Source organism: Oleiphilus sp. HI0043, assembly GCF_001634935.1.
The window spans coordinates 1-1,925 of record NZ_LWEY01001349.1 but is presented as its reverse complement, the minus strand read 5'-3'; the positions used below and the strand labels follow the sequence as shown (position 1 = coordinate 1,925).

Annotated in this window: 3 protein-coding genes; 2 read left to right on the top strand and 1 reads right to left on the bottom strand. The window is 43.2% G+C overall.

Annotation, left to right across the window (positions count from 1 at the left end; genetic code table 11):
• The coding region (locus A3729_RS34055; protein ID WP_231877464.1) for a hypothetical protein at positions 1–180 on the top strand (180 nt) is incomplete at its 5' end.
• Positions 181–233: 53 nt separating this feature from the next.
• On the opposite strand, the gene A3729_RS18210 is transcribed toward A3729_RS34055, so the two are convergent.
• Positions 234–1,289: a methyltransferase domain-containing protein gene (locus tag A3729_RS18210; RefSeq protein ID WP_068510803.1), complete on the bottom strand. Its 1,056-nt coding sequence runs from the start codon at positions 1,287–1,289 to the stop codon at positions 234–236.
• Between the two features lie 190 nt (positions 1,290–1,479).
• On the opposite strand from A3729_RS18210, the gene A3729_RS18205 reads away from it, so the two are divergent.
• The coding region (locus A3729_RS18205; RefSeq protein ID WP_156498003.1) for a hypothetical protein at positions 1,480–1,925 on the top strand (446 nt) is incomplete at its 3' end.

Sequence of the window (1,925 nt, the reverse complement as noted above, 5' to 3'; positions counted from 1 at the left end):
GGGCAATATCAGAATACGCTAAGTTATGATGCTTTTGGTCGGGGAGTAGACTTGTCAGCAGCAAAATATTGGGATGATGAAATTCATTTAAGCCCGAAAGGGTGGATTATGTACGCGAAAGATATGCAAGAGTATATGATCGAAAATGGTCTAGATATTAGAGCGTTGAAGAGGAGGTGAAGAGCTAAGCGGATAGTTATAGCTTAGCTCTTCAGATAGAGCGCTAGCTCAAGTTAGCAGCAAGAAGAGCCGCCGTCACCTGTTTCGAATATAGGGTCACCATCGAAGGGTAAGCTAGATCCACAGCCTTCAAAAATGCCGTAATGAGTGTTCCAGTCACCAATAAACTCGAAGTACTTTTTAAATCGTGTTTCATTCAGCATGCGCCAGGTATTGCCGCAAACAGGGAAAATCCTACCTTTTTCGATGATATGGTGCTTATCAAGAACGAAAGCGTGTTCAAAGTGCTCGATACCGCCTTTGTAAATAACAGCCTGGCCATAATCTTCACAGTGCGGTTCAAGGTCTTTTATTTTAAATAAACGGTAGGTTGCCGAATAAAAACCGATATGGCCGACTTTTTCTTGCACCGATTCATTTTCAATAGTGATGACATCGTCTTCTACAAGCCTCGGGTCCAAAAAACCGACTTTTTTAGCTAGGTTTTCAAAATCGTTCCAGTAAAGTGCGCCGCTCAAACACTCGCCGTATAGGACTGGGTCCTCAACAAGGTGTTGGGGAACTCTCCGGTCTGAATAGACGTCAGAGAAGTAAAGCTCACCTCCTGGTTTTAGTACTCGATAGGCTTCTCGCAATACGGCTTCCTTGTCTGGTGAAAGGTTGATAACGCAATTTGATACGATGATATCAAAACTGTTTTCTTCAAGGCCAAGTTCGTTTAAACGTTCGATATAACCCAGCTTGAATTCTGTATTCTTGCTTGCGTAGCCGAATTTCTCGGCATGGTAAGATTCGTGCTCAAGTGCAATGGTAAGCTGCTCTTCTGTCATGTCGATACCTAAGACACGGCCTTGTTCGCCAACCCATTGGGATAGAACGTAGCAATCTCTGCCAGACCCGCTGCCAAGATCCATTACCTGCATTCCTTCAAGCACGGGTGGGGCAATTAGACCGCAGCCATAGTAACGGGCTAGTACCTCATCATGAACCTTGGCTAATGCCGTCTTTACATGTCTAGGTAAACCAGCGCTTGTACAGCAGGCGTTGGTTTTAAGATCTTCGGTTTTTTCTAATACTTTCCCGTAATAGTTTTTAACATCATCATGCATGCAGGGAGATCTCTCTTTGAATTGTTAGCGCGTGTTTCTGAACTTGGAGACAAGTAAGACAAGCAATAGTCTTAAACGTTCAAATATATAAAACGAGTAAATTATCACGCTTTCGTCTTTGAATATATAGGGCTTGTAGCCTATCTTTAAATCATACCTTTTTCGAACATTGTCCTGGAAATTTAGTGCCATGAGTGATAGCAGTTTTGATTACCTTGGCGGTAATTATTATATCAGCGCAGCAAGCTTGCTTCTCGAATACCGGATGTTTATTGACTCCCATCCGACGCTTTTCAAAATAAACCAAGCCAATTCATATTGGCCAAAAATGGTTTTCTTTTGCAATGAGCTTGAAAAATTTCCTGAGATCATGAAGGCACTTACTCGTGTCCATGTTTGTTCGCAAATCGACTTCGAAAGGGCTTTGTTTTGCAGTTGGTGTGCGTTATTGATTGGCCGGTCAGCTGGCCTCACAGAAGCTAACCAAAGATTGCTGTTCGTCGCTGGTTTACTGCAAGATATTGGTAAACACGCACCCGATACCGAGACGATTGAGTTTCCCACACAGGTTAATGGCCCTTTCTTTTCTCCAGCTAGCTCGCTTGACGGCAGAGATATTCACCCTCTGATTAGTTC

Bases quoted from the DNA above. Each gene is read 5' to 3' on its own strand.
- A3729_RS18210 (WP_068510803.1), bottom strand. From the start codon at position 1,289: ATGCATGATGATGTTAAAAACTATTACGGGAAAGTATTAGAAAAAACC.